This is a genomic window from Stutzerimonas stutzeri RCH2, from assembly GCF_000327065.1.
Lineage (GTDB): Bacteria > Pseudomonadota > Gammaproteobacteria > Pseudomonadales > Pseudomonadaceae > Stutzerimonas > Stutzerimonas stutzeri_AE.
On sequence record NC_019936.1, the window covers coordinates 1641929 to 1661076 of the forward strand.

Genomic DNA, 19148 nt, shown 5'->3' on the forward strand with positions numbered 1-19148 from the left:
GTATTAGCCTCGCTGGCATTGCTGTATCCTTTCCGGCCACCTCGATACGATCGACCGCCGCTTCTTCAATCAGGAATTCAGAATGGTTGACGCCAAAAGCTCCCGCCCGTTGCGATCCTCGATCGTCGCTTCGGCGCATCTCGCCGAGCAGTCCCAGGAGCTGTCCGAGCTCGAGTACGGCATCATCGTCGCCAGCGCCGCGCTGATGCGCTGGATGGAGCGCTGCATGCAGGCCTGCGGTACGGTGGAAATGAACGCGCTGGATGTCATGGTGCTGCACAACCTCACCAGCCGCGGCCGCGCCAAGCGACAGGCGGACATCTGCCTGCTGCTCAATGTGGAAGACACGCACACCGTGACCTATGCGCTGAAGAAGCTGAGCAAGCTGGGCCTGGTGGAAGGTGCCAAGCAGGGCAAGGAAATGTTCTATCGCACCACCGAAAAGGGCCGCGCGCTCTGTCAGGAATACGCCGATATCCGCCGTGAATGCCTGATCGCCTCGTTCGAGAACCTCAACATCGATCCCGATGAAATCCACCGCCTGGCCGGCATGCTGCGCGCCATGTCGGGCCTGTACGACCAGGCGGCACGCGCCGCCACCTCCCTGTAAACGACCTGCACCGAGCCCAAAATTCCATGCGTATCGAACCCCGCCCCCTGCCCGAGCAGCTGCCCGACCTTGGCGAACTGCCGCCGCTGCTGCAGCGCCTCTACGCGGCCCGTGGCGTGACCTGCGCAGAGGAGCTGGACAAGGGGCTGGCGCGGTTGATTCCTTATAAGCAGCTCAAGGGCATCGATGCGGCGGTGGAGCTGCTGGTCGAGGCGCTGGAAAAGCGCCAGCGCATCCTGTTCGTCGGCGATTTCGATGCCGATGGCGCCACGGCCAGCACCGTAGGTGTACTTGGTCTGCGTCAGCTGGGGGCGGCGCATGTCGATTACCTGGTGCCCAATCGCTTCGAATATGGCTATGGCCTGACCCCGGAAATCGTTGCGGTCGCCTTGCAGCGCGAGCCCGATCTGCTGGTGACGGTGGACAACGGCATCTCCAGTGTCGACGGCGTGGCGGCCGCCAAGGCCGCAGGGCTCAAGGTGCTGGTCACGGACCATCACCTGCCGGGTCACGAACTGCCGGCGGCGGATGCCATCGTCAATCCCAACCAGCCTGAGTGTGCCTTTCCGAGCAAGTGCATCGCCGGGGTCGGGGTCATCTTCTATGTGCTGCTGGCGTTGCGCGCGCGTCTGCGTGAGCTGGACTGGTTCGTCCGGCAGGGCTGGGCCGAGCCGAACCTCGCCGAGCTGCTCGACCTGGTAGCGCTGGGCAGCGTCGCCGACGTGGTGCCGCTGGATGCCAACAACCGCATCCTGGTCCATCAGGGTTTGGCGCGGATTCGCGCCGGGCGGGCGAGGGCAGGGCTGCGGGCGATTCTCGAGGTGGCCGGGCGCGATCATCGACGCATCACCTCCACCGATCTGGGCTTCATTCTCGGACCGCGACTCAACGCGGCCGGGCGGCTGGACGACATGTCGCTGGGCATCGAATGCCTGCTCTGCGAGGACGAGGCGCTGGCGCGCGATATGGCGGTCCAGCTCGATGAGCTGAACAAGGACCGCAAGAGCATCGAGCAGGGCATGCAGCGCGAGGCACTGGCGCAGCTGAAGGATCTGCCGCTGGAGGACCTGCCGTTCGGCCTGTGCCTGTTCGAGGCGGACTGGCACCAGGGCGTGATCGGCATCCTCGCCTCGCGCCTCAAGGAGCGCTACCACCGCCCGACCATCGCCTTCGCCGATGCTGGCGATGGGCTGCTCAAGGGCTCGGCGCGCTCGGTGCCGGGCTTTCACATCCGCGATGCGCTGGATGCGGTTGCCGCCAAGCATCCCGGCCTGATCAGCAAGTTCGGCGGGCACGCCATGGCGGCCGGGCTGTCGCTGCCACAAGCGAACTTCGGTGCCTTCGCCGCGGCCTTCGATGCCGAAGTGCGTCGCCAGCTGTGCGAGGAAGATCTCACCGGCCGGTTGCTCACCGACGGCCAGCTCAGCGTCGAGGAGTTTCACCTGGAGCTGGCCCGCGCACTACGCAACGCCGGGCCCTGGGGTCAGCATTTTCCCGAGCCGATGTTCCATGGGGTATTCCAGCTGGTGCAGCAGCGTATCGTCGGCGAGCGCCATTTGAAGCTGGTGCTGAAGAGTGAATGCGGCTCGCTGACCCTCGATGGCATCGCCTTCAACGTCGACCGCGAAATCTGGCCGAATCCGACGGTGCGCTGGGCGGAGCTGGCCTACAAGCTGGACGTCAACGAGTATCGCGGCCAGGAAAGCGTGCAACTGATGGTGGCGCATATCGCCCCGCGCTGACCGCAGCATGCCGGCCGATGATAGGCCGGCTGAATCCATCGGCATTCCCCGTCAAGACGTCTGATTGTTGCCCATGGCCGTGGCGCCTAGAGTGGCTGGACAACAACAGCGCCATGCGGGAATCCGAAATGAGCGACATCAGCGTCCATCACCGTGCCTGCCACCTGTGCGAAGCCATCTGCGGCCTGACCATCCAGACCGAAGGCGAGCGCATCCTTTCGATCAAGGGCGACCCCCTCGACAGCTTCAGCCGCGGCCATATCTGTCCCAAGGCTGTCGCCCTGCAGGACATCCAGAACGACCCCGATCGCCTGCGCCACCCGATGCGCCGCTGCGGCGATGAGTGGCAGGCGATTAGCTGGGACGAGGCTTACGAACTGGTTGCCGAGCGCCTGGCCGACATCCGCGAGCGCCACGGCGGCAATGCGGTGGCGATCTACCAGGGCAACCCGAGCGTGCACAACTACGGGCTGATGACCCACAGCAACTACTTCCTCGGCCTGCTGAAGACGCGCAACCGCTTTTCCGCGACTTCGGTCGACCAGTTGCCCCATCACCTGACCAGCCATCTGATGTACGGCCACGGCCTGCTATTGCCGGTGCCGGACATCGATCACACCGATTTCATGCTGATCCTCGGCGGCAATCCGTTGGCGTCCAACGGCAGCATCATGACCGTGCCTGACGTGGAAAAGCGGCTGAAAGCGATCCGCGCCCGCGGCGGCAAGCTGGTGGTGGTCGACCCGCGCCGCAGCGAGACCGCGGCGATCGCCGATCAGCACCTGTTCGTGCGGCCGGGACAAGACGCGGCGCTGCTGTTTGGCCTGCTCAATACCCTGTTCGAGGAAGGGCTGACGCGCGCCAGCGAGCTCCCGCTGGACGGCATCGAGGAGGTGCGCACGGCAATCGCCGCCTTCAACGCCGAGGCGATGAGCGCCCGTTGCGGGGTTCCGGCCGAGCAGATCCGCCAGCTGGCGCGGGATTTCGCAGCGGCGGACAAGGCGGTCTGCTACGGGCGCATGGGCGTCTCGACCCAGGCCTTCGGCACGCTCTGCCAGTGGCTGGTGCAGCTGATCAACCTGGTCACCGGCAACCTCGATCGAGCCGGCGGCGCGCTGTGTACCGAGCCTGCGGTGGATCTGGTGGAAACCACCTCCGGCGGCCATTTCGCCGCCTGGCGCAGCCGGGTCTCGCAGTTGCCGGAGTACGGCGGCGAACTGCCGGTCGCGGCACTGGCCGAAGAGATGCTCGAGCCCGGGGAAGGGCAGGTGCGTGCGCTGATCACCGTGGCTGGAAACCCGGTGCTCTCCACACCCAACGGGCGCAAGTTGGAGCAGGCGCTGGATGGCCTGGAGTTCATGCTCAGCGTGGACTTCTACATCAACGAAACCACTCGCTATGCCGACGTGATCCTGCCGCCGACCGCGCCGCTGGAGCACGACCATTACGATGCCACCTTCAACCTGCTCGCCGTGCGTAACGTCACCCGCTTCAACCAGCCGGTGCTGCCCAAGCCCGAGGGTGCGCTGCACGACTGGGAAATCTTCATCGGGCTGGCCAGGGCCTACGCAGCGCGGGTGGGCGTCGAGCTGAAGCCCACCATGCCGCCGCAGCAGATGATGGACCTGGCGCTGCGCCATGGGCCGTACGGTGACAAGTCCGAGCGCAAGCTGAGCCTCGCAGCGCTGGAGGATTATCCCCACGGCCTGGATCTAGGGCCGCTGAAGCCGAATCTGGCGCGGCGCCTGAAAACGCCGAACCAGCGCATCCAGGCCGCGCCGGCACTGATGCTGGACGATCTGCAGCGCTTCGCCGCCGAGCCGCAGACCAAGAGCGACGAGCTGCTGCTGATCGGCCGCCGGCATGTACGCAGCAACAATTCCTGGATGCACAACTACCAGCGCCTGGTGAAGGGCAAACCGCGTCATCAGCTGCTGATGCACCCTGCGGACATGGCTGCTCGGACTTTGCAGGATGGCCAGCGTGTGCGTGTGCATTCCCGTGTCGGCGTGGTCGAGGTAGAGGCGCTGGCCAGCGAGGAGATGATGCCCGGCGTGGTCAGCCTGCCGCATGGCTGGGGCCACGCCCGTCCTGGCGTGCAAATGGATATCGCCCGGCAGCAACCGGGCGCCAGCAGTAACGACCTGACTGACGAGCGCCAGTTGGATGTATCCGGCAATGCCGCGCTCAACGGTGTGCCGGTGCAGGTCAGCGCTGCCTGAGGCGGACAGTTCCACCGATGTCGGGCTGGGCATGAGCGGCGAAACGGTCTCTACTGACGGGTGTCAAATCCGCATTCCCGACAGTAGAGGCCGACATGTCCCAGCTTTTCCAGCCGCTTACCCTGCGCCAGCTCAAACTGCCCAACCGGATTGCCGTATCGCCCATGTGCCAGTACTCGGCGAAAGCCGGGATGGCCAACGACTGGCATCTGGTGCATCTGGGCAGTCGAGCCGTCGGTGGCGCCGGGCTGGTGATCATCGAGGCGACGGCGGTCAGCCCTGAGGGACGTATTTCGCCGGACGACCTGGGTATCTGGTCCGACGAGCATGTCGAGCCATTGCGGCGGATCACCCGCTTCATCGAGGCGCAGGGCGCATTCGCCGGCGTGCAGCTGGCCCATGCCGGGCGTAAGGCGAGCACCTGGCGGCCCTGGCTCGGTAAGCACGGCAGCGTGCCGATCGCCGCTGGCGGCTGGACCCCGGTCGGTCCTTCGACCATTGCTTTCTCGCCTGAACATGCCGTGCCGACGGCGCTGGACGACGCCGGCATCGCGGGCGTCGTGCAGGCCTTCGTCGAGGCGGCCGAGCGCTCATTGGCGGCCGGCTTCAAGGTGGCTGAGGTACATGCGGCCCACGGCTACCTGCTGCATCAGTTCCTTTCGCCGCTATCCAACCAGCGGCAGGATCGCTACGGCGGCTCGTTCGACAACCGTATCCGCTTGCTGCTGGAGGTTACGGCAGCTGTTCGTCAGGTCTGGCCCGAGGAATTGCCGCTGTTCGTCCGCCTTTCGGCTACCGACTGGGTCGATGACGGCTGGAACGCCGACGAAACGGTCGAGCTTGCACGGCGGCTCAGGGAAATTGGCGTCGACCTGATCGATGTGTCGTCGGGTGGCACCGCGGCCAACGCCGATATTCCAGTCGGGCCGGGCTACCAGACCCAGTTCGCCGAGCGCGTGCGCAAGGAGGCGGGCATCGCCACCGGCACGGTCGGCATGATTACCGAGGCGGTGCAGGCCGAGCACATCCTGCGCACCGGCCAGGCCGACCTGATTCTGCTCGCCCGCGAACTGCTGCGCGATCCGTACTGGCCACTGCATGCCGCCGAGGACCTGCGCGACAGTTCCGTGGCCTGGCCGGCGCAATACGTGCGCGCCGCCCATCGCGACACGCCGATTCGGCAGGTGCCCGAATCGTTCGACTAGCAATCCTTTACGTCATTCACGCGGAGAATCCGATGAAAACCAGTGGCCTTCTCGATCAACTGCTCAAGTCCGGGCAGGACCTGTTGCAGAAACAGCAATCCGGCATGGGCGGCAAACCCGGCGGTGGTGGTTTGAGCGACCTGCTCTCCGGTGTCGGTGGCGGTTCGCTCGGCAAGGTGCTTTCCGGCAGTGGCAACAGCGCGCTGGCCGCCGGTGCCATGGGCCTGCTGCTGGGCAACCGCAAGGTGCGCAAGATGGGCGGCAAGGCGGTGACCTATGGCGGTTTGGCGGCGCTCGGCGTGCTGGCCTACAAGGCCTACAGCAACTGGCAGGCGCAGCAGGGCGGGACGCAGCAGCAGACGCCACAGACAATCGATCGCCTGCCGCCGGCAGAGGTCGAGGTGCACAGTCAGGGCATTCTCAAGGCACTGGTGGCAGCGGCCAAGGCCGACGGCCATGTCGATGCCCGTGAGCGCCAGCTGATCGAGGCAGAGCTGGGCAAATTGGCCGATGCTGATCTGCAGCACTGGCTGGAGGCTGAGCTGAACAAGCCGCTGGACCCGGCCGATGTGGCCAGTAGCGCCAGTACGCCGGAGCTGGCTGCGGAGATGTACTTGGCCAGCGTGCTGATGGTCGACGAGGAGCATTTCATGGAGCGCGCCTACCTCGACGAACTGGCGCGCTGCCTGCAACTCGACCCAGACCTCAAAGCCGAACTGGAAAGCCAGGTACGCGGCGTGAGCGCCTGATCAAGCATTACGAGTGCAAATCCGTTTTTCTGACCGTCCGCCGGCGCGCCTGGCGGGCTGTCAGCGCGGGTTGGCTGAGTTATAATCGCCGGCTTTTGCACCGTCCGATTGAGAGCTGCCTACCTATGGAAATCAACCCGATCCTTAACAGCATCAAGGACCTGTCCGAGCGCACCCTGTCAATTCGGGGGTATCTTTGACTACGATCAGAAGCATGATCGTCTCGTCGAAGTAAACCGCGAACTCGAAGACCCCAACGTCTGGAACAAGCCCGAATACGCCCAGAGCCTGGGCCGTGAACGCGCCACCCTGGCGCAGATTGTCGAAACCATCGACGATCTGACCGGTAGCCTGGCCGATTCGCGCGACCTGCTCGACATGGCCGCCGAAGAAAACGACGAAGGCGCGGTGAACGATATCGTGGCCGAAGTCGAGCGCCTGCGCGAAATTCTCGAGAAGCTCGAGTTCCGCCGCATGTTCAGCCACGAGATGGACCCCAACAACTGCTACCTCGATATCCAGGCTGGCTCCGGCGGTACCGAGGCCCAGGACTGGGCCAACATCCTGCTGCGTATGTACCTGCGCTGGGCCGACAAGCGCGGCTTCAGCGCCGAGATCGTCGAGCTGTCCGAGGGCGAAGTTGCCGGCATCAAGGGTGCGACGGTGCACATCAAGGGCGAATACGCCTTCGGCTGGCTGCGCACCGAGATCGGCGTGCACCGCCTGGTGCGCAAGAGCCCGTTCGACTCCGGCGCCCGTCGCCACACCTCGTTCTCAGCGGTGTTCGTATCGCCCGAGATCGACGATAAGGTGGAGATCGAGATCAACCCGGCCGACCTGCGCATCGACACCTACCGCTCCTCCGGTGCCGGTGGTCAGCACGTAAACACTACCGATTCGGCCGTGCGTATCACCCACGTGCCGACCAATACCGTGGTGGCCTGTCAGAACGAGCGTTCCCAGCACGCCAACAAGGACACCGCCATGAAGATGCTACGGGCCCGGTTGTACGAGCAGGAAATGCAGAAGCGCAATGCGGCGTCCCAGGCGCTGGAAGACACCAAGTCCGATATCGGCTGGGGCCATCAGATCCGCTCGTATGTGCTTGATGACTCGCGCATCAAGGATCTGCGTACCGGTGTGGAGCGCAGCGATTGCCAGAAGGTGCTCGACGGCGACCTCGACGGGTACCTCGAAGCCAGCCTGAAACAGGGGCTCTGAGAGCAGCTGCAAGCCTCAAGCCGCAAGCACCCCCATTGAAACGATTTGACCGGGACGACCCGCAATGAGCGAACAACCGCTGAACCAGCACGCCATCCAAGAGGAAGAAAACAAGCTGATCGCCCAGCGCAAGGAAAAGCTTGCTGCCGTGCGCGAGCAGGGCAATGCCTTCCCCAATGACTTCCGTCGCGACAGCTATGCAGGCGACCTGCAGAAACAGTACGCCGAGAAGACCAAGGAGGAGCTGGAGGCGGCGGCCATTCCGGTCAAGGTCGCCGGGCGCATCATGCTCAACCGCGGGCCGTTCATGGTGCTGCAGGATATGAGCGGGCGCATCCAGGTCTATGTCGATCGCAAGACGCTGCCGGCCGAGCAGGTCGAGGCGGTCAAGCACTTCGACCTGGGCGACATCATTGCCGCCGAGGGCACACTGGCGCGCTCCGGCAAGGGCGACCTGTACGTCTACATGAACAGCGTGCGTCTGCTGACCAAGTCGCTGCGTCCGCTGCCGGACAAGTTTCACGGCCTGACCGACACCGAGCAGCGCTATCGCCAGCGCTACGTCGATCTGATGGTCAATGAGGAAGTCCGCGAAACATTCCGCGTGCGCTCCCAGGTCATCTCGCATATCCGCAAATTCCTCGCCGAGCGTCACTTCCTCGAAGTGGAAACGCCGATGCTGCAGACCATCCCCGGCGGCGCTGCGGCCAAACCGTTCGAGACCCATCATAACGCGCTGGACATGCCGATGTTCCTGCGTATCGCGCCGGAGCTGTACTTGAAGCGTCTGGTAGTGGGTGGCTTCGAACGCGTGTTCGAGATCAACCGCAACTTCCGTAACGAAGGCGTCTCGACCCGGCACAACCCCGAGTTCACCATGCTCGAGTTCTACCAGGCCTACGCCGACTACGAGGACAACATGGACCTCACCGAGGAGCTGTTCCGCGAGCTGGCCCAGGCTGTGCTCGGCAGCACCGACGTGCCCTATGGCGACAAGGTGTTCCACTTCGGCGAGCCGTTCGCGCGGCTGTCGGTGTTCGACTCGATCCTCAAGTACAACCCGGAAATCTCCGCGGATGACCTGAACGACGTCGAGAAGGCTCGTGCCATCGCCAAGAAGGCCGGCGCCAAGCTGCTCGGTCACGAAGGGCTGGGCAAGCTGCAGGTGATGATTTTCGAGGAGCTGGTCGAGCACAAGCTGGAGCAGCCGCATTTCATCACCGAGTACCCGTTCGAGGTTTCGCCGCTGGCGCGTCGTAACGACCGCAATCCCAATGTTACCGATCGCTTCGAACTGTTCATCGGTGGTCGTGAAATCGCCAACGCCTATTCCGAGCTCAACGACGCCGAGGATCAGGCCGAGCGCTTCCATGCCCAGGTGGCCGACAAGGATGCCGGCGATGACGAAGCCATGCACTTCGACGCCGACTTCGTTCGTGCACTGGAATACGGCATGCCGCCGACTGCCGGCGAGGGCATCGGTATCGACCGTCTGGTGATGCTGCTGACCAACTCGCCGTCGATCCGCGACGTGATCCTCTTCCCGCACATGCGACCGGAAGTCTGATCCACTGACTGCGAAGGTCACCGACCCGCAGTGTGCTGGCGCAGGCATCTGCGGGTATAACCTCAACGGTACGGATCATCCGTGAAGAGGTAGTGATGAACACCCGTAACAACCTGGACGAATACCAGAGCATCGTGCGTGCGCTGTCCGACCGTATCGTCGAGGCGCAAACCCCGGTGCGCGTGCTGGACGCGGTGAAGTGGGACGAGAGTACCCGCCAGGGCTTTTTCGCCACCAAGGGCCGTGAGCTGCCGAAGATCGATCGCGGCTACTACGAGGGTCGGCCACTGGCCTTCGATTCCAGCGCGAAGAAGCAGGAATTCCAGGACATCGAGCGCGACATTACCCGTCAGCTCGGCCAGTTCAACCCGGTCGGGCAGATCATGCGGCGCATGTGCAAGGAATACCGCATGGTCATCCGCATGCTCGAAGCGCGGGGCACGCCGGACTTCGGCATGATCTCCCAGGAGCTCTACGGCGCGGCATCCGATGCCTTCCACGCGGGCGATCCAACCCTGGCCGACCTCGGCCTGATGCTCTCCGACTACCTGAACAACATCGCTGATCGCGGCGACCTGCGTGACGAGCCGAAGAATCTAACCGCGCCGCAGGCCGTCGAGCTGCTGCAGAAGCGGTTGGATGTGGTGTTCGGCGAAGGCGAGGGCGTGATCCGTGTCTTCGAATCCGACGGCATCCTCGCCGATGCCGCGGCTGGCGCCGATTACATCAAGATCCGCAGCGATGCGCTGTTCAACGAGCGTGATGTGCGCGCACTGGAAGTGCACGAAGGGCTGGTGCATGTCGGCACTACACTCAACGGGCAGAACCAGCCAATCTGCACCTTCCTCGCCAAGGGGCCGCCGTCTTCCACGGTGACTCAGGAAGGTCTGGCAATCCTGATGGAGGTGATCGCCTTCGCCTCCTACCCGACGCGCCTGCGCAAGCTGACCAACCGCACCCGCGCCATTCACATGGCCGAGGAGGGTGCCGACTTTCTCGACGTGTTCGCCTTCTTCCGCGAGCAGGGCTATGGCGACGACGAGAGCTACAGCAACGCCAGCCGCGTGTTCCGTGGCTCGACGCCGGATGGCTTGCCCTTCACCAAGGACCTGTCCTACCTGAAGGGCTTCATCATGATCTACAACTACATCCAGCTCGCCGTGCGCAAGGGCCAGCTCGAGCAGATCCCGTTGCTGTTCTGCGGCAAGACCACGCTGGAGGACATGCGCACGCTGCGCCAGCTGGTGGACGAAGGCATGGTGGTGCCGCCCAAGTATCTGCCGCAGCAGTTTCAGGATCTCAACGCACTATCGGCCTGGATGTGTTTCTCCAACTTCCTCAATCACCTGAGTCTGGATCGTATCGAAGCCGACTACGCCAACATTCTCTGATCCCGAACACCGGATACACCTCACGCAAGGAAGCGTAACGACATGGAAAACCCCGTCTTTGCCCGTCGGTCCAGCCCGCTGGACCGCACCCTCTCGGCTGGCGCCTACAACCTCGTCATTGGCCTGACCCTTTGCTGGGGCTTCTGGGTCAACTGGTGGATGGTGGGCAACATCCCCGTCGAGTCCATTCGCAGCACCCATCCCTGGTTGTTCGTTGGCGGCTACTTCGCCAGCTGCCTGACCGGTGCCTGGCTGTTCCATCGTTCGAACAAGCCCTGGGTGAGCTTCCTTGGTTACAACCTGGTGGTGGTGCCGTTCGGGTTGGTCGTCAACCTGGTAGTCAGCCGCTACGACAGCGCGCTGGTGCATGAGGCGATCCGCATCACGGCACTGGTAACCCTGGGCATGATGCTGCTGGGCACGCTGTTTCCGAGGTTCTTTGCCAGCATCGCCCGTGCGCTGACAGTGGCGCTGCTGCTGGTGATCGTCGTCGAGCTGGTCGAGCTGTTCATCCTCGGTATCCACCATGGTGTGATCGACTGGATCGTCGTGCTGATCTTCTGCGGATATGTCGGCGTTGACTGGGGGCGGGCAAACCAGATTCCCAAAACCCTGGACAACGCCATCGACAGCGCTGCGGCGCTCTATATGGACATCATCAACCTGTTCCTGCGTATCCTGCGCATTCTCGGGCGCAAGTAGACAGGGGCAGCCAAGCCGCTCGCGCCGCGCTGCAATCACAGGATCAGGAGCTCGCCGTGGCCAGTCACGAACTCGAATACGAAATCCTCGGACAGTCCGCGCAGAGCGTGGAAATCATCCTCGATCCCGGCGAGACGGTGATCGCCGAGGCCGGCGCGATGAACTACATGACCGATGGCGTGCGCTTCGAGGCACGCATGGGCGACGGCTCGGCGAGCGGTGTGCTCGGCAAGCTGTGGGGCATGGGCAAGCGGATGATCACCGGCGAGTCGCTGTTCCTCACCCATTTCACCAACCAGGGCAAGGGACAGGCACGGGTTGCCTTCGCAGCGCCGTATCCGGGTACGGTGGTGCCGGTAGACCTCGCGGCGCTCGGTGGTCAATTGATCTGCCAGAAGGACGCTTTTCTCTGTGCGGCCTATGGCACGCGGATCGGCATCAGCTTCAGCAAGCGTATCGGTGCCGGCTTCTTCGGCGGCGAGGGCTTCATTCTGCAGCGCCTGGATGGCGACGGGCTGGCCTTCGTTCACGCCGGCGGTACGGTGATCCGCAAGGAGCTGAACAACGAAACCCTGCGCCTGGATACGGGTTGTCTGGTGGCTTTCACGCCGGGCATCGACTACGACATCCAGCTGGCTGGTGGGCTGCGCAGCATGCTGTTCGGTGGTGAAGGGCTGCTGCTGACTACGCTCAAGGGCACCGGCAGCGTCTGGATCCAGAGCTTGCCGTTCTCGCGGTTGGCCGAGCGGGTCTATGAGGCCACCTATCAGGCGCGTGGCGAAACCCGTGCCGGCGGCAAATGAGCTGACGCCGGAGCACTCGAATTTGCCACAATGCGCGCTTTGGCCCGCTGAGATCGTCCATGTCCGAACGCAATCCCATTCCGCTGATCCTCACCGCCATCGGCAGCGTGGTCGGCACCGTCGCCGTGCTGACCTACTACGGCTATGTGCATATCGCCAAGCCTGAAGACGCACTGCTGTTGGCGGACTACACCATGCTCAAGACCGTTCCTGGCGAAGACTACCGGGTATCGCTGAAGCCGGCCTCGCAGGTGGCGCAGTGCATCGATGGCGTGCTGGTGCTGTTCGATACCGAGCAGAAGGGCCTGACCGGTGTGCTGGTGGACAACAAAAAGCGCGCCGTGCGTTGCATGGAAGAACAGGTTCCGGCAGGCCTGCTGCGCTGAGGGTCGGCTGCCCCGCGACCTGAAACGAAAACGCTCCCGACGCGAGTGATGGCGTCGGGAGCGTTCGTTCAGCCGGTACTGTGCTGGATCAGCGCATCGACGAGCGAGGTGCCACCGGCTTGTTGTCGTCGGAGATCGTCACTTCCACGCGACGATTCATGGCACGGCCGGCCGAGTCGCTGTTGCTTGCTACCGGGTATTCCTTGCCATAACCCTGCGACACGATGCGCTGTGGGTCGACGCCCATCTTCACCAGCGCGGCGCGCACCGAGTTGGCCCGGCGTTCTGAGAGGCGCTGATTGTATTCGGCGGAACCGGTGCTGTCGGTGTAGCCCTCGACGATCACCTTGCGCTCGGCGTTGTCGTTGAGGAAATCAGCCAGTTTCTGCACGCTGCGCATGCCACCCGGCTTAAGCTCGGCGCGGTCCAGATCGAACAGCACGTCACCGAAGGTCACCAGCGTACCGCGCTCGGTCTGCTTGGCCTGCATGTCTTCCTGGAGCTTGCGGATCTGAGCATCGCGGGCTTCCAGACGCGCTTCGGCACGCTGGGCCGAGGCCTTGCCCAGATTATCTTCGGCAGCACGCAGAGCGATCGTCTGCTCGGCGAGTTCGATGCGACGCTTGGTCAGGTAGGCCAGCTGATCGACCGTTTCCCTGTCGGCATCGTTGAGATAGGCCTTGTTCGCCTTGTCCAGCATGTTGCTGGCGTCCTGGGTTTCCAGCGCGGCGACTTTGCTGGCTCGCGAGTCGCTTTGCAGTGCAGAGAAGCTGCTGCGGGCTTCTTCCAGGTTCTCGTTGGGCTGGTTGGCGCAGGCTACCAGGCCGATGCTCAGGGCCAACATGGTAGGTAGAGTTACGAGCTTGTGCATGACGAGTTCATCCTATGGCTATAAATGGAATGGCGGCTTGGCGAAATCAGCGAACGTTGCGCATACCTTCTTCGCGTAGTTCCTGGATTCCCTGCTGCGCGTCGTCGACGGCTTTCTGAGCCTTGGCCGCTTCAGCCTTGCGCTCAGCGACACGGGCATCCCATTCGGCCTGTTCGGCCAGCTTGCGGGCTTCTTCGTAGTTTTCCTTCTGCATGGCCATTTCAGCCTGCTTCCACTTCTCCTGCGCGGCACGCATTTCGACCGCTGCGTACTCGGGGCCGCCGGCACTCACGGCGCTGCGCACCGCTGATTCAGTCACGGCGAACTGCTCGGTCGGCGGGTTGCCTGCACACGCCGTCAGCAGCAGGCCGCCAAGGGCAATGGCTGCCAGCTTGGGTAGCTGAAATCTCGAAGCGTGGGTTGCGACAGCTTTGTTCATGGTCAGTCTCCAGTTCGAATGGCATACGGATAGCTACCGTCCCTGGCTGGGCAGTGCTGATTAGGTCACTACCGATGTCGGGACATATTTTTGTGAGGCCTGGCGGCGCCAATCGTTCAGTTGAAATTGCCGAGCTAGAGCGGCTGTCACGAAGACTGTCGGGACGGATGAACAGCCGGGGACCTGCCGTACGGGCGGCTGGGAATGGTTACGCAGCGGTGGGGAGGCGAGGCGCCCAGGCAGGGCGCCGGCGCGGCAAGGGCTGTGCTTACCGCTCAGCTAGACGATGTGGGCGAGGCCTCTTCGTCGAGCATGCGCTTGAGGTGCCTGCGCGAAAGCTCGAGGAAACGAGGGGTGGGGCCGACGTCCTCGTAGACCGGATCACCCTGTTCGTCAGTGGCGATCACCTGCGTGCCGCGCACGTAGGGCAGGCTGGTTTCAACGGCTTCAAGTGCCGCGCCGACCAGTTCGCCGAGCAGCGCCTCGGTACTGCGCTTGGGGTACATCTCGGCAAGCGCCGCAAGCCGCGCCGCGCTTTCGACGTCCAGCGGAATGCTGTAAGTGGTCTGACTCATGTGGCCTTTGGCGTCCCGTTCCCAATGGCTGACAAGCTCGGAAATTCTCATGATTACTCCTTTGCCCGCGCTTACGAGCGGTAATGAAACGTAGCTTTCATGCCGCTGCCCAACGTTGCCAACACTGACGTCTTGTCATGGCCCGGCGTGGTGGGCACTCTGGTTGGAGATATTTTCAGCGTAGCCGTTCAGGATCGTTTTCCCAGCGGAGCGTCTGATGCAATGCGGCGCACCGGTCGCATAGTTCGGACGAGGCTCGCGAAACTCATTTGGCCGTATTGGCGGGAGGAGCAAGAAGGTCATGGCGAAAATCATCGATGCACGCCTGCGCGACAACGTACACCTGCTCGGCGAATTGCTCGGCAACACCATCCGTGCGCAGCATGGCGACCAGTTTTTCGACAAGATCGAACGCATCCGCAAGGGTGCCAAGGCGGCACGCAAAGGGTCGGCCGATGGGGCCAAGCTGCTGGCCGAGACGCTGGACAGCCTGGACGAGAACGAACTGCTGCCGATGACTCGGGCGTTCAACCAGTTCCTCAATCTGGCCAATATCGCCGAGCAGTACCATCAGGTACGCCGCCGCAAGGCAGGTGAGCCTGCACCCTTCGAGACAGGCGTTTTTGCCGATCTTATCGAGCGCCTCAAAGCGGCTGGGCACGGCGACGAGTTCATTGCGCGACAGGTCAGTCGTCTGGAGATCGAGCTGGTGCTGACCGCACATCCCACCGAGGTGTCGCGCCGCACGCTGATTCAGAAGTATGACGCGATCGCCGAACAGCTGGCGGCGCGCGACCATACCGACCTTTCCGAAGACGAGCAGGCGAAGATCGCCTTGCAGTTGCAGCGCCTGATCGCCGAGGTCTGGCACACCGAGGAAATTCGTCGTAACCGGCCGACCCCGGTGGAAGAAGCCCGCTGGGGCTTCGCTGCGATCGAAAATTCGCTGTGGAAGGCCATACCCAATGTGCTGCGCCAGGCCGATGCGACCCTCAGGCGTTCGACGGGGCTGCATCTACCGTTGGAGGCTGCGCCAATCCGCTTCGCTTCCTGGATGGGCGGTGACCGCGATGGCAACCCGAACGTGACCGCAATGGTGTCTCGCGAGGTGCTACTGACGGCACGCTGGATGGCTGCCGACCTTTACCTGCGCGAGATCGAAGGGCTGATCACCGCGTTGTCCATGCGCGAGGCCAGCGATGAACTGCTGCGGCAGAGCGGCGATTCGGCCGAGCCATATCGGGTACTGCTCAAACCGTTGCGGCAACGCTTGCGTGCGACTCGCGAATGGGCGCGCGCAGCTATCGAACATGGTCAGCCGGCACCGATCGAGGTGCTGCAGGATTGCGCCGAGCTGCGCCGGCCGCTGGAGCTCTGCTACCGCTCGCTGCATGCCTGTGGCATGGGCATGATCGCCGATGGCGCACTGCTCGACTGTCTGCGGCGCCTGGCAGTGTTCGGGCTGTTCCTGGTGCGTCTCGATATCCGTCAGGACGCCGCGCGCCATGCCGCCGCGCTCTCCGAGATTACCGATTACCTCGGCCTCGGCGATTATCAGCAGTGGGATGAACAGAAGCGCCTGGACTGGCTTCAGCATGAGCTGAGCAATCGCCGTCCGCTGTTACCGGCGCACTATCACCCATCCGCCGATACCGCGGAGGTGCTGGCCACCTGTGCAGTGATCGCCGAAGCACCCGCGGCCTCGCTGGGCTCCTACGTCATCTCCATGGCGCATGCGGCCTCCGACGTACTCGCTGTGCAGCTGTTGCTCAAGGAAGCCGGCCTGCAGCGGCCAATGCGCGTGGTGCCGCTGTTCGAAACCCTGGATGACCTGAACCATGCCGCGCCGATCATCGATCGTCTGCTTGCCTTGCCAGGGTACCGCCAGCGTCTGCACGGGCCGCAGGAGGTGATGATCGGTTACTCGGACTCAGCGAAGGACGCCGGTACCACGGCCGCCGCCTGGGCCCAGTACCGTGCCCAGGAGCAGCTGGTGGAGGTTTGTCGGGAGCACGATGTCGAACTGCTGCTGTTCCATGGCCGTGGCGGCACCGTAGGGCGCGGTGGCGGTCCGGCGCATGCGGCAATCCTCTCGCAGCCGCCGGGTTCGGTGGCCGGGCGTTTCCGCACCACCGAACAGGGCGAGATGATCCGCTTCAAGTTCGGCTTGCCGGATATCGCCGAGCAGAACCTCAACCTCTATCTCGCGGCAGTGCTCGAAGCGACGCTGCTGCCACCGCCGATGCCCGAACCTGGCTGGCGCGAAACCATGGATCGCCTAGCCGCCGAGGGTGTGGCGGCCTATCGCGGGGTGGTGCGCGAGCATCCGCTGTTCGTCGACTACTTCCGCCAGGCGACACCGGAGCTCGAGCTCGGACGCCTGCCGTTGGGCAGCCGGCCGTCAAAACGCCGGGAGGGCGGGGTGGAAAGCTTGCGGGCCATACCTTGGATTTTCGCCTGGACCCAGACGCGACTGATGCTGCCCGCCTGGCTCGGCTGGGAACAGGCATTGCACAACGCGCTGCAGCGCGGGGAGGGCGATTGTCTGGCGGAGATGCGCGCGCGCTGGCCGTTCTTCACCACGCGCATCGACATGTTGGAAATGGTGCTGGCCAAGGCCGATGCCGATATCGCGCGGCGTTACGATGAGCGCCTGGTACAGCCGGAATTGCTTTCGCTCGGTAGCGATCTGCGTGACCGATTGTCGCAGGTGGTCGGTGCCGTACTCCGCGTGACCGGCCAGGTCGATCTGCTCGACCATAGCCCGAAGACCCAGGAGGCGTTCAGCCTGCGCAATACCTATCTCGACCCGTTGCACCTGCTGCAGATCGAACTGCTGGCCCGTTCCAGGCAGCAGCAGAACCCGGCGGAAAGCCCGCTCGAGCAGGCCTTGTTGGTCAGCGTGGCGGGCATCGCGGCAGGTTTGCGTAATACCGGTTGAGGCTGCGAGACGCACTGCCCGGCGGCGTCAGTTGGCGCCGCCGTTGGCTGCCAGTTGCGTCGAATCGTGACATTTATCAGGTTCGAGAGACGTTTTCGGGACGGCTTGTGCGGTCCCGGTGCGCTGTGTATCGTGTTCAACCTTTTGTCGCATGGCGGCAAACCAGAATTTTTGATTCGTCAGCGACGAGCCGTACCGGACCGCTGGCCGGGTCACCCCCTTCTAAGAAACTCGAGGACTCATCATGCGTGTGATTCTGCTGGGAGCGCCCGGTGCCGGAAAAGGTACTCAGGCTGGCTTCATTACCAAAAAATTCGGTATTCCGCAGATCTCCACGGGCGACATGCTGCGTGCGGCAGTCAAGGCAGGCACCGAGCTGGGTCTGAAAGCCAAGAGCGTGATGGATGCCGGTGGCCTGGTTTCCGATGATCTGATCATCAATCTGGTCAAGGAGCGCATCGCTCAACCCGATTGCGCCAACGGTTTCCTGTTCGACGGCTTCCCACGCACCATTCCTCAGGCCGAAGCGCTGAAGGAAGCCGGCGTGCGTATCGACAACGTGATCGAGATCGCCGTGGACGACGAGGAAATCGTCGGTCGCATCGCTGGTCGCCGCGTGCACCCGGCCTCGGGTCGCGTCTACCACACCGAGCACAACCCGCCGAAGGTTGCCGGTCAGGACGATGAAACCGGCGAGGAGCTGATCCAGCGCGACGACGACAAGGAAGAGACCGTGCGCCATCGCCTGTCGGTCTACCATGCGCAGACCAAGCCGCTGGTGGATTTCTACCAGAGCCTGGCCGCTGCCGAAGGCACGCCGAAGTACGCCCGTATCGAGGGTGTCGGTTCGGTAGACGAGATCACCGCCAAGGTGTTCGCCGCGCTGAGCTGATCGCACCCGCGCTGCACGGTTCGATGAAGATGCCCGTATCCAACGATACGGGCATTTTTTTGCCCGAGGCTCTGGGCAACAACGAAAGAACCGGCACTGCGAATACGCTAGAATCGGCGCCTTTTCACCGACCGGACCAACCCGATGACTACCTTGCTGGCCCTGGATACCGCCACCGAAGCCTGTTCAGTCGCCCTGCTGCATGACGGCAAGGTGCTGAGCCACTACGAGGTGATTCCGCGTCTGCATGCGCAGCGACTGCTGCCGATGGTGCAGACGCTGCTTGGCGAGGCCGGCGTTGCACTGTCCGCGGTGGATGCCATCGCCTTCGGGCGGGGCCCGGGGGCGTTCACCGGCGTGCGGATCGCCATTGGTGTGGTGCAAGGGCTGGCGTTCGCGCTGCAGCGGCCGGTGCTGCCGGTTTCGACTCTCGCGACCATTGCCCAACGCGCCTGGCGCGAGCACGGCGCTGCACAAGTCGCGGCTGCCATCGACGCGCGCATGGACGAGGTTTACTGGGGCTGTTACCGCGAGCAGGGCGGGGAGATGCAGCTACTCGGTAGCGAGGCCGTGTTGCCGCCCGAGCAGGCCGTTCTGCCACGCGCTGCTGACGGCGAATGGTTCGGCGCCGGCACCGGCTGGGGCTATGCCGAGCGGATTCCGTCAGCCGTGCGAGCAAGCGACGCGGGCATGTTGCCGCACGCCGAGGATCTCCTGCATCTGGCGACCTTCGCCTGGCAGCGCGGCGAGGCGCTGGAGGCCGACCAGGCTCAGCCGGTGTATCTGCGCGACAACGTCGCAACACCGAAAGGGATCAAATGACGAGGGGCGT

Annotated in this window: 17 protein-coding genes; 14 read left to right on the plus strand and 3 right to left on the minus strand. The window is 63.7% G+C overall.

Translation table 11 applies throughout. From position 1 onward, the window contains the following. Positions 1–82: 82 nt before the first annotated feature. The 11 genes from PSEST_RS07530 (at position 83) to PSEST_RS07580 (ending at position 12598) form a co-directional block, all read left to right on the plus strand. Positions 83–610, plus strand: a complete 528-nt coding sequence (locus tag PSEST_RS07530) for a winged helix DNA-binding protein (protein WP_015276401.1) — start codon at positions 83–85, stop codon at positions 608–610. Positions 611–636: 26 nt separating this feature from the next. Continuing rightward, entirely contained in the window at positions 637–2352 is a 1716-nt protein-coding gene (gene recJ / locus PSEST_RS07535) for a single-stranded-DNA-specific exonuclease RecJ (RefSeq protein ID WP_015276402.1), read from the plus strand. A gap of 128 nt (positions 2353–2480) precedes the next feature. Further along, positions 2481–4574, plus strand: coding sequence for a molybdopterin oxidoreductase family protein (locus PSEST_RS07540; RefSeq protein ID WP_015276403.1), 2094 nt, complete (start codon positions 2481–2483; stop codon positions 4572–4574). Positions 4575–4669: 95 nt separating this feature from the next. Then, complete coding sequence (locus PSEST_RS07545; protein WP_015276404.1) at positions 4670–5779, plus strand: NADH:flavin oxidoreductase/NADH oxidase; 1110 nt, start codon at positions 4670–4672, stop codon at positions 5777–5779. A 32-nt stretch (positions 5780–5811) separates the two neighbouring features. Then, positions 5812–6528, plus strand: coding sequence for a tellurite resistance TerB family protein (locus tag PSEST_RS07550; RefSeq protein WP_015276405.1), 717 nt, complete (start codon positions 5812–5814; stop codon positions 6526–6528). Positions 6529–6653: 125 nt separating this feature from the next. Next, a protein-coding gene (gene prfB / locus PSEST_RS21985; protein ID WP_015276406.1) for a peptide chain release factor 2 occupies positions 6654–7749 on the plus strand; the annotation gives its coding sequence in 2 pieces (ribosomal slippage) (positions 6654–6725 and positions 6727–7749; 1095 coding nt in all). A 64-nt stretch (positions 7750–7813) separates the two neighbouring features. After that, positions 7814–9316 carry a lysine--tRNA ligase gene (lysS, locus tag PSEST_RS07560; RefSeq protein ID WP_015276407.1) on the plus strand — a complete coding sequence of 501 codons (1503 nt, stop codon included), beginning with the start codon at positions 7814–7816 and terminating at the stop codon, positions 9314–9316. A 95-nt stretch (positions 9317–9411) separates the two neighbouring features. Then, positions 9412–10707 (plus strand): flavohemoglobin expression-modulating QEGLA motif protein, encoded by a 1296-nt coding sequence (locus PSEST_RS07565; RefSeq protein WP_015276408.1) that lies wholly within the window; start codon positions 9412–9414, stop codon positions 10705–10707. Between the two features lie 42 nt (positions 10708–10749). Further along, positions 10750–11409, plus strand: a complete 660-nt coding sequence (locus PSEST_RS07570; RefSeq protein WP_015276409.1) for a Bax inhibitor-1 family protein — start codon at positions 10750–10752, stop codon at positions 11407–11409. Positions 11410–11465: 56 nt separating this feature from the next. Further along, a complete protein-coding gene (locus PSEST_RS07575; RefSeq protein ID WP_015276410.1) occupies positions 11466–12212 on the plus strand; it encodes a TIGR00266 family protein in 747 nt (248 codons plus the stop codon). Positions 12213–12271: 59 nt separating this feature from the next. Further along, entirely contained in the window at positions 12272–12598 is a 327-nt protein-coding gene (locus tag PSEST_RS07580) for a hypothetical protein (protein ID WP_015276411.1), read from the plus strand. A gap of 88 nt (positions 12599–12686) precedes the next feature. Here PSEST_RS07580 and PSEST_RS07585 read toward each other — a convergent pair whose 3' ends face one another. The 3 genes from PSEST_RS07585 to PSEST_RS07595 all read right to left on the minus strand — a co-directional run bounded on the left by PSEST_RS07585 (position 12687) and on the right by PSEST_RS07595 (position 14534). Next, positions 12687–13469, minus strand: coding sequence for an OmpA family protein (locus tag PSEST_RS07585; protein ID WP_015276412.1), 783 nt, complete (start codon positions 13467–13469; stop codon positions 12687–12689). A gap of 46 nt (positions 13470–13515) precedes the next feature. Beyond that, entirely contained in the window at positions 13516–13908 is a 393-nt protein-coding gene (locus PSEST_RS07590; protein WP_015276413.1) for a DUF4398 domain-containing protein, read from the minus strand. A gap of 275 nt (positions 13909–14183) precedes the next feature. Then, positions 14184–14534 (minus strand): hypothetical protein, encoded by a 351-nt coding sequence (locus tag PSEST_RS07595; RefSeq protein ID WP_015276414.1) that lies wholly within the window; start codon positions 14532–14534, stop codon positions 14184–14186. 250 nt (positions 14535–14784) lie between these two features. Between PSEST_RS07595 and ppc the strand changes: the two genes are divergently transcribed. The 3 genes from ppc (at position 14785) to tsaB (ending at position 19138) form a co-directional block, all read left to right on the plus strand. Then, complete coding sequence (gene ppc, locus PSEST_RS07600) at positions 14785–17424, plus strand: phosphoenolpyruvate carboxylase (RefSeq protein ID WP_015276415.1); 2640 nt, start codon at positions 14785–14787, stop codon at positions 17422–17424. A 244-nt stretch (positions 17425–17668) separates the two neighbouring features. After that, positions 17669–18316, plus strand: coding sequence for an adenylate kinase (gene adk, locus PSEST_RS07605; RefSeq protein ID WP_015276416.1), 648 nt, complete (start codon positions 17669–17671; stop codon positions 18314–18316). Between the two features lie 144 nt (positions 18317–18460). Beyond that, the gene (gene tsaB, locus PSEST_RS07610; protein ID WP_015276417.1) at positions 18461–19138 is read left to right on the plus strand and encodes a tRNA (adenosine(37)-N6)-threonylcarbamoyltransferase complex dimerization subunit type 1 TsaB; all 678 of its coding nucleotides are present in this window, start codon (positions 18461–18463) and stop codon (positions 19136–19138) included. The last annotated feature ends 10 nt before the right edge of the window (positions 19139–19148 follow it).

Bases quoted from the DNA above. Each gene is read 5' to 3' on its own strand.
- PSEST_RS07530 (WP_015276401.1), top strand. From the start codon at position 83: ATGGTTGACGCCAAAAGCTCCCGCCCGTTGCGATCCTCGATCGTCGCT.
- recJ (WP_015276402.1), top strand. From the start codon at position 637: ATGCGTATCGAACCCCGCCCCCTGCCCGAGCAGCTGCCCGACCTTGGC.
- PSEST_RS07540 (WP_015276403.1), top strand. From the start codon at position 2,481: ATGAGCGACATCAGCGTCCATCACCGTGCCTGCCACCTGTGCGAAGCC.
- PSEST_RS07545 (WP_015276404.1), top strand. From the start codon at position 4,670: ATGTCCCAGCTTTTCCAGCCGCTTACCCTGCGCCAGCTCAAACTGCCC.
- PSEST_RS07550 (WP_015276405.1), top strand. From the start codon at position 5,812: ATGAAAACCAGTGGCCTTCTCGATCAACTGCTCAAGTCCGGGCAGGAC.
- lysS (WP_015276407.1), top strand. From the start codon at position 7,814: ATGAGCGAACAACCGCTGAACCAGCACGCCATCCAAGAGGAAGAAAAC.
- PSEST_RS07565 (WP_015276408.1), top strand. From the start codon at position 9,412: ATGAACACCCGTAACAACCTGGACGAATACCAGAGCATCGTGCGTGCG.
- PSEST_RS07570 (WP_015276409.1), top strand. From the start codon at position 10,750: ATGGAAAACCCCGTCTTTGCCCGTCGGTCCAGCCCGCTGGACCGCACC.
- PSEST_RS07580 (WP_015276411.1), top strand. From the start codon at position 12,272: ATGTCCGAACGCAATCCCATTCCGCTGATCCTCACCGCCATCGGCAGC.
- PSEST_RS07585 (WP_015276412.1), bottom strand. From the start codon at position 13,469: ATGCACAAGCTCGTAACTCTACCTACCATGTTGGCCCTGAGCATCGGC.
- PSEST_RS07590 (WP_015276413.1), bottom strand. From the start codon at position 13,908: ATGAACAAAGCTGTCGCAACCCACGCTTCGAGATTTCAGCTACCCAAG.
- PSEST_RS07595 (WP_015276414.1), bottom strand. From the start codon at position 14,534: ATGAGAATTTCCGAGCTTGTCAGCCATTGGGAACGGGACGCCAAAGGC.
- ppc (WP_015276415.1), top strand. From the start codon at position 14,785: ATGGCGAAAATCATCGATGCACGCCTGCGCGACAACGTACACCTGCTC.
- adk (WP_015276416.1), top strand. From the start codon at position 17,669: ATGCGTGTGATTCTGCTGGGAGCGCCCGGTGCCGGAAAAGGTACTCAG.
- tsaB (WP_015276417.1), top strand. From the start codon at position 18,461: ATGACTACCTTGCTGGCCCTGGATACCGCCACCGAAGCCTGTTCAGTC.